Origin of the sequence: Gilliamella sp. N-G2, from assembly GCF_002142215.1 — a bacterium.
Classification (GTDB): domain Bacteria; phylum Pseudomonadota; class Gammaproteobacteria; order Enterobacterales; family Orbaceae; genus Gilliamella.
In genome coordinates, this window is sequence record NZ_NAST01000042.1 from 1 (window position 1) to 8,235 (window position 8,235).

The following is an 8,235-nucleotide window of genomic DNA, read 5'->3' on the forward strand; positions in this document are numbered from 1 at the left end:
AAATTGGCACAATACATACGGAAAGTACTTAAAGAAAAATCTCTAAAGTTTATCTATAGTAAATAAATTCGATTTTTAGTATTGATGAAAATTCATTAATAACATTTTTATAATATTTATTGTAATTGAAATGTTTATAACAGAATTACCCTTGAAATCACTTATTTATAAATAATAATTCATCATAACAGAAATATTTTTTCCAAAGTGGAAACGTATTTTATTTTAACTCAATTTATTTCCAAAATTATTTTTTCTGCTGAGTTATTAATATTATAAGTCCTATTATTATAGCAACTTTGTAATTGTAAAGTTTTATCAAATAATAACGGGACTTTTTTTATAATGTTTTCTTTTCTAGCATAAATTATGAGCTGTAATTCGTAGATTCCAATCTCTAGAGTATCTAGTTTTACCCCCTCATGTTTCAGAGTAGTCACCCAAGCTTTATCATAAATAACAAAATCACCATTGTAATATTTTTTAGTTAAATCTGGGCGATTAGCTTTAGCCAGTTTGAGATCTGTAAAATTCTTTGAATTAACGTTAAAACATCTAAGAATATAATCTACATCACTAAAATTGTTAAACTCAATTCCTCTTAACAATGCAACTCCACCAATAAAAAAAAGATTATTTATTAGATTGATAAATTCAATATGAACCAAAGGAGTTGCCGTTTTATCCTTAATTGTTGCTCCTTTTTTTCCTTCCAAGATTTTATAACCCATATGAGGAGATATGTTATTAGTTAATATGAATAATAATCCTAAAATAAATTGTGCATGATGTGATGTTACTTGATTATGAGCACGAACAAATATTGATTCTGATAAAAAAAAATTCATATTAGAATATTTGAATAATTCATCCATTACTGGAACTATCTCATTATTATATTGAATATCTTGTTTAGAGGTTAATAAATAAATATTTTTTTCTTTTATATGATCTAACATAAATAAATTAAAAATAAGAGAATCTAGTTTTTCAATTTGCTCACTAGTATAATTTTCTCCCATCATATGTTTTGCTACAATTTTCCAATTTTTATCAATATAACTTCCAATCTTTGTTTGAGGTACTGTAATTAATATATTTTTAAAATTATATTTTAATCCATAATATAAAGCAGCAGAGCCACCTTTTGAAAACCCGATAATGGAACATTTATCATTAGTTAATTGAAGTTCAGAAATCTTATTGTTGATAAAAGTAATGACTGCTTCTTCAATTATAAAATTCATTTTATTACAAAGATAATAACAACAGTGGCCGTCAAAATCATCTTTAATCCACAGAACGTTAGCATAAGATAAATGTAATAAATTATCAAAGTCATAAGTAAATTCTGAAGAAGAACCAAAACCAGAAAATACAATGATTAAATGGTCACAATCATATTTTTGAGCTTTGAACTTATATTTAATCTTTATACCCAGTATTTCTAATTCTGATTCCTTCATTACCTTTCCTATAATTGGTAAATAAAATAATATATATCATTTTGTTCAGTACAATAATATAATAGATATTTTCAATTATAATACTACAATTATGATATTTTATCTAACTCCCATTCAGCGGCTATCGGAAATGCTTTAATCATAAAATCCGTGACTTTTGAAATTTGCTCCTTTGTAATAGTTCTATGATCATTTAAACAGAACACTTCACATTTGCCTTCTTTTATTTTTGTCAATAAATTTGATAATTTTGTGTCTAAATTGGGATCATCAGAGCTAACATATTCATATCTAATTGTAGACAATACACTATTTCCTTCAATGTATGAGAAATATGATGACATAAGATATAAAGGAGAAATAGTTTCAGTTTCTCTAAATCTAGAACGACTTGTTTTATCTATTTGTTTTTTAAAATTATTAATCATTTTATCTATGACATGAATATTTTTAATCATTGGAGCATGTAAAGGCCAGAATGAAGGCCATTTATTAAACTTCTCATAAAAACATTGTGCAGTATATAAAGATAATTGGTTAGTTGGTTCGCTATCTTCAAAGACTTCGCCATAAGCATTAGGAACAGACTCAAGAAATAACTTTGCAACACCATTAGGATGAATAAAATGCTGCTTATTTACCGGTGAACCAAAAAAATAATCATCATTTGCATATATGAAATTCTCTGATAATCCTTTTATTTTATGAATCCAGGATTCAATCGCTACAGAATTGAATACTGGTAAGCAACTTTGATCCTCAAATATATCGCAATGATTAATCATTACGATTTTATCATGATCTGTATCTAACCAATAAGGAACTTGGTTATCAGTTACTATAAAGATTTTTCTGATGAATTTTGCATAAGCAGCAACACTACGTAAAGAATATCTCAATTGTTCATAATCAATAAAACGTGTATTTTGATCACTCAAAGGTACTCTAGAATAATAATTCTTTTTTTCTATCCATTCTGGATCATCGTCACTGACCCAAGTATATACTATATCTATAGGCCCCTCATATTCATCAAAAAGAAATGAATTTATTCCTAACATAGATTTAGCATCATCAATACATTTAATATTCTTTCCTAATCTAATAGGTGCAAATGAATGAACCGATTTATTAACATGTGCTTTTGGTATAAATTGTAGTTGACAATTTTTATTTCTTGTCATAACACCATGAGGTGTCATATACCAAGGATCAAATTGAAATATTGTATCTTTATAAACATAAGTATCATCATGGAAATACAATTTAACTAGGTCATATCGATTATTTCCCTCAACAATATAGACTTTCTTAGTGAATTCTTCGCTATTTTTAATTAGTTCAATTATATTTTTAACAAATGCATCTTGTATTGCAATTCTAATAATATGATTCCAACCAGTATCGACAATATGATAATTAATGCCAGTTCTATCGAGCAAGTTAAAAAGTATTTCTTCTTGATTATGAGGTGTAATAAAGTCTTCAATTAATTTTGATAATTTTACAGTATTAACATTATTTTTGATGTTTTTTGAAGCGTTCATATCTATTACGTTGTTATTTTGAATTTGTGGTTTAATAATATTATCAGATGGTTTCGATTTTAATTCGATTTTTTCTGAAGATTTTTTGATATCTAAATTAGATATTACTTCAACATTTTGTTTTCTTTTTATCTTTCGAAATATAAACGAATCTTTAAAAAATTCTTTAGGTTTTTTTATTAATTTTTTTGTTTTTCTAATTAGCTTAGACATTATAGTTATCCTCAATATTGTTCCTTTTAATCATATCGGATTCAATATTCTTAGAAGCATATGCTAAATCAAGTTGGCATATAGCATTAGACAGTGAATATTTTTCTATGATCTTTTTGTCAACAACTCCTAATGAAGAATTATTAGTATATTCTTTTATTTTATTTGATAATGAATTGACTGATTCATTATCAAATAAATAACTATCAGATCTAAGTATTTCTTTGAATGAAGGTATATTTGTAGCAATAATACGACAACCTGAATTTATTGCTTCTAATAAAACAAGACCAAAAGATTCAAAACGAGAAGGAATGACACATATGTCAGCAATATCTAACATACATGCTGCATTAAATATTTTGCCAGTAAATATAATATTTTTTGAAGCAATTTTTTTTAAATATGAACTTTCAGCACCATCACCAACAATGATTAACTTATATCCCTTGGGATTTGCTTTATTGAAAGCCCTAATAAGTATATCAGCCCCTTTAACCAAATCTAATCGACCAATATATATAATATATTTGCAGTTATCTCTTATATAAAATTTTCTCTTTAATAAAAATAATTTTTTCCTAAATGAATCAGTTACATTACAAATAAAATTCTCTATTGTATATACTTCTCCTGAATAATCGTTAGGAACTTCTTGTTTCTGCCAGTTTGCAACAGTAAATAACTTATCAGCTAAATAATATAATGGATGAAAACGAACATGCATAGTTACACAAATTTCAAATTTTATTCCAAGTTTTTCTTTTATAAGTTTCCCAAGCAAACATCCATAAGGCAAATGAGCATGTAATATATCAATTTTTGTAATATTACTAACAAATAACTTATTATTCATTAAATTTTTCATTTGATTATCTGGATGGGTTTCATTTTGTTCGACCCAAAAAACACTTACCAAAGGAGAAAATTTGTTCAAAATATCTTTATCTTTAAAGGAGTTGTGACGTCTTAGTAGAACTGTAACATTATCTCCTCTAGTTGCTTGTTCATTAGCTATACAAGCAGCAATTGATTCCGAACCTGCCCATCCACCGTGTGTTATAATATGAAGTATATTCATAAATTGTAATTCCAAAAAAATTGTTTTAAGTATAAAATTGTTTCAAAAATAATACTAGATTATTCTTATATTTCAGTGAGCTATCATCTTGTGATAAAAAATCATTTGCGCAAAAAGAATGAGGTAATGATTGATTTTTCTTTTTTATATTAAGAAAATTATAATTAGTATTTGAAAACGCCGAACGTATATTGAAATAATAGCAAATATCTCTTGCTAGCACTGATTGCTGTTCAAAATACATAATCCAAGGGACTAGAAAAGTGGCCAAATTAAGATCGTTTTCACTCCTGAAGCGATTACTAATAAAAGAATGAATTTCAAAATTAAAATGTGACCATGCAAAAGTAAAATATGATTTTTTTAATGGGATATAAGTATGAACCAGTGGAATACTTACATTTTTTTTATACTTTTTAAATAGCAGTTTCCTTGAATTCAAACAAGCTGATAATGTAGGAGTCATTACACCTTTCCGCAACATATCATCTAAATTTCTTTTATTCAAAAAAAGTGATGATATATTATTTCCAGTAAAAAAATGAGATTTTGGTAAATTTCTCGCTACAAAAACATCATCATTAAAATAAATAAAATTTTCTGATAATTTAGAAATGTTATGTAAATGAGCTTCAATAACATGAGAATTAAAAGTTGGAAGAAATTTTTTATCGATTATTTGGCAATGATTAATAATTTGAACTTCCTTTGGTAGTTCAAACTCTGGTTTTTGATTATCTGTAACTAAAAAGATATTTCTTACCCATGGCATATATAATTGAATACTTCTAATTACATAATATAATTCTCCATGTTCCTCAAATCTTGCATTATCAACAGCAATAGGACTGATGGCATTAACTTTATCTTTTTTATAAAATTCGAATTTTTCTATCCAATTGGGATCTTTATTATTTACCCAAGTTATAACAACATCAATCGGCTGAGTAATATCATTAACTGTAATATCATATAATCTGAAATCATTTTCAATTAAAACTTTTTCATCCAGAAAATTATGATTTTGTTCATCTAAATATAAAGGATATTTTTTTATAAAATAGTCCCTAAAAAATATACCTGGATTTCTAACAAATTTACTAAATTTACTCATGCTATCAATTTAAAATTTACTCATAATAAAAAAACTTATTTTAATTTTTCACTTACTTTCTCAAAATAAACAGAATGTTTATCACAATATAACTTTAAAATAATTTTGAATCTTGAAAAACTGACTCTTTCAAATTTTCAATTTTTAGATCACTGTAATATTCCAATTCGTTAAAAGTTGACTTCACCCCTAATTTATAAATACCATCAGGAATATCATCAATTAATAAACCTTCATTTTTAAATGTAAGCATTCCAGCTTTATCATAACTAATATAATCTCCATTAAATAATTTCCGACTAATATTTGGATCAGAAAATTTTGCTAACTGTTTTTGATAATATGAATTCTCTTTACTAAATAATAAGAAATTTTTTATACAAGGAGTATAATCAGGGCAAGGAATGCCAATAATAGCAGCGATTCCTTTTAAACATATCTTATTGTTTTTTAATAAGATATTGTGCAATTCAACATAATGATGACATTTTTTTTCATCAATAGAGTCTTTTATAGGTGAGAGTTTATAGATATTATGAAATACTCCTTGACCTACATATATTGGCTTATTTTTAATTGTCTTATTCCAATAACGCTTTTGCGCATTTATTTGACTAGCATGTGTTCTAATCCAGGGCTCAGTTAACATGATATTTTGCCGTTCCCAAGCAATATCTTTTTTAGTGGTCCTAGCAGGAGTTCCAACAATTACACAGTTGTTTGGATATTTTCCTTTTACAACGCTGGCAAAACCAATTACAGAACCTTCATCGATTTGACTACCAGATAAAACGACAGAATTAAAAGCAAACCTTACATGCTCACCTATAATAATATCTTTTGATTTATTTACTCGATCTCCTGTATTAACATCATAAATTGCATGAGCATCATCCGAACGAATTTGATTACCTGTTGCGAACATGCAGTCATCTCCAACTACAATTTTCGTTTTTTCTGCTGATGTTATATATATTTTATTAGTACAAGTTACATTATCACCAATGTTAATATTACAACAATAACCAGCTCTTATTTGTCCTGACAAGTTTCCATTTTCACCAATTATAATAACTGCATTATGTGATGGAAAATCAAAATTAAGATTACGAATTTTACTTGTATCTGCAATGATTAATTTATTGTTTCCGCCAACAAAATTCACTGTAACATTATGTAAATTTTTAGGCGCGAAAACCAAATTTCCATTATTGTCTGAATAATTTCCAGTTATAGTTATAATTGCCATTCTCGTTTTCCCAGTAATATTTTTTAGATTAATTAATATTTAACCTAAAGTCACGATAATACACAGATCCCTTTATTTGGGATTTAGAACAGAGATAACTACGATATCTTTCAAATAATTCAGCATCAGGCTTTTCTCCTTCTTTCCAAAAACGATCTAGCCCCTTTTGAAAAGTTAGTCCTTCAATATCATAATGAGCATTACCTAATGTTACTACTGGTAACCCGTGAATAAGAGCAGAAAGCCCGCAAGTACTATTTACAGTAACTAATCCTTTCGCTTTTCTTAATAATATTGGCATAGGAACACCATGTATATATATCACTCTTTCAGTAACACCATAACGACGTGCTAACTTTTTAATCAAATGACTATAATTGTTAAAACCTTCATCCATTGGATGATGTTTAATTAATAGATAGCTTTTATCATCAGCAAATAATGAAAATGAGCGAATTACTCTGAAAATATATGATTTCATGGAATGGTAATTACTATGAACTTGAATTTGAAAATCTTGATTACACTGTAATGGGAAAATATAAAAGGGTTTATATTCATTATTAATTATTTTCTTTATGAATTTAGGCTGGATTAACTTAGCCTTGATTTTTCTTATCAAAGCTAAGCTCCATTTTGAAGCATAAAAAATTAATGAAGTTTTTCTATGATGTATATAGTTAGAATATTTATTTCTTTTTAAAAACATAAATAAATAATAGACAATACTGTAATAAATCATATAGTAATAATGAGATTTTTCTTTATTTTCATCAATTGGTATGATTTCAACTTTCTGATAAAAATCGTGATTCTTAGGAATTAGAGAAAAACCATTAACCCCATCCTTTTCAAAAGTAATGTAATGAGGTCTTAAATAACCTTCCTCAAAAACCCAAAATGTCAAATCGGTTCTAGAATCAACTAGTGTTTTAGCAATTTTATGGTAAATCCTACAATCGCCAAAAACAACAATAGCATCAATATGATTTTTTAAAATATAAGATTCAAGAAACTGATGGAATAAACTAACGTTATCATTGAAAGAAACACTGTTACGAGGATAAAATTTTTCATCGCCACCATTAAAATTGATTTTGTGGACTTTACAACCTGACTCTTCTAACCATATAGCAACATTCCTAAAAAATGGACCTATTGGGCCTTGTAAAAGTAATATATTTTTTGTAGGTTTAACTAGTTCGTAAAAATAGTGATTCATTGACTTATTAACATTAAAAATTACTAATAAAACTAATGGTTTCTATTTATATAGAAAAATTTTAAAAGTAGTTAATGTTTTCCTTTATCTTTTAATAAAATTCCCTTTTCTGAGCAATGCTTAATTGAATCTGGAATTTTGAACAAATGAATTAATTTGTTGACTCATAAAACTGTGTAAAAATAGCATTAACAAAATTATTTTTGTATATAATATGCCAATTCTTTTTATGCATGTATTACGTAAAATGATATGGTATTATGATAATTTATTATTAATTTATTGTAAATATCATCAATGTATATAGTTAGTGTTTTGTTATGTTTTTTTTTTAAAAATTAAA

At 26.3% G+C, this 8,235-nt stretch carries 6 protein-coding genes; all 6 read right to left on the reverse strand.

Going from position 1 to position 8,235, the window contains the following annotated elements; all coding sequences use genetic code 11:
* Positions 1–230: 230 nt before the first annotated feature.
* Entirely contained in the window at positions 231–1,466 is a 1,236-nt protein-coding gene (locus tag B6C99_RS12425) for an accessory Sec system protein Asp2 (RefSeq protein ID WP_086360114.1), read from the reverse strand.
* Between the two features lie 89 nt (positions 1,467–1,555).
* Positions 1,556–3,226, reverse strand: coding sequence for a Stealth CR1 domain-containing protein (locus tag B6C99_RS12430; protein ID WP_086360115.1), 1,671 nt, complete (start codon positions 3,224–3,226; stop codon positions 1,556–1,558).
* On the reverse strand, positions 3,219–4,307 hold the full coding sequence (locus B6C99_RS12435) for a glycosyltransferase family 4 protein (RefSeq protein ID WP_086360116.1): 1,089 nt from the start codon (positions 4,305–4,307) through the stop codon (positions 3,219–3,221). The genes B6C99_RS12430 and B6C99_RS12435 overlap by 8 nt, the downstream gene beginning before the upstream one ends.
* Positions 4,308–4,332: 25 nt before the next feature.
* Positions 4,333–5,421: a stealth family protein gene (locus B6C99_RS12440; protein WP_086360117.1), complete on the reverse strand. Its 1,089-nt coding sequence runs from the start codon at positions 5,419–5,421 to the stop codon at positions 4,333–4,335.
* 94 nt (positions 5,422–5,515) lie between these two features.
* Positions 5,516–6,670, reverse strand: coding sequence for an acyltransferase (locus tag B6C99_RS12445; RefSeq protein ID WP_086360118.1), 1,155 nt, complete (start codon positions 6,668–6,670; stop codon positions 5,516–5,518).
* Positions 6,671–6,698: 28 nt separating this feature from the next.
* Positions 6,699–7,892, reverse strand: coding sequence for a capsule biosynthesis protein (locus B6C99_RS12450; protein WP_086360119.1), 1,194 nt, complete (start codon positions 7,890–7,892; stop codon positions 6,699–6,701).
* Positions 7,893–8,235: the final 343 nt, after the last annotated feature.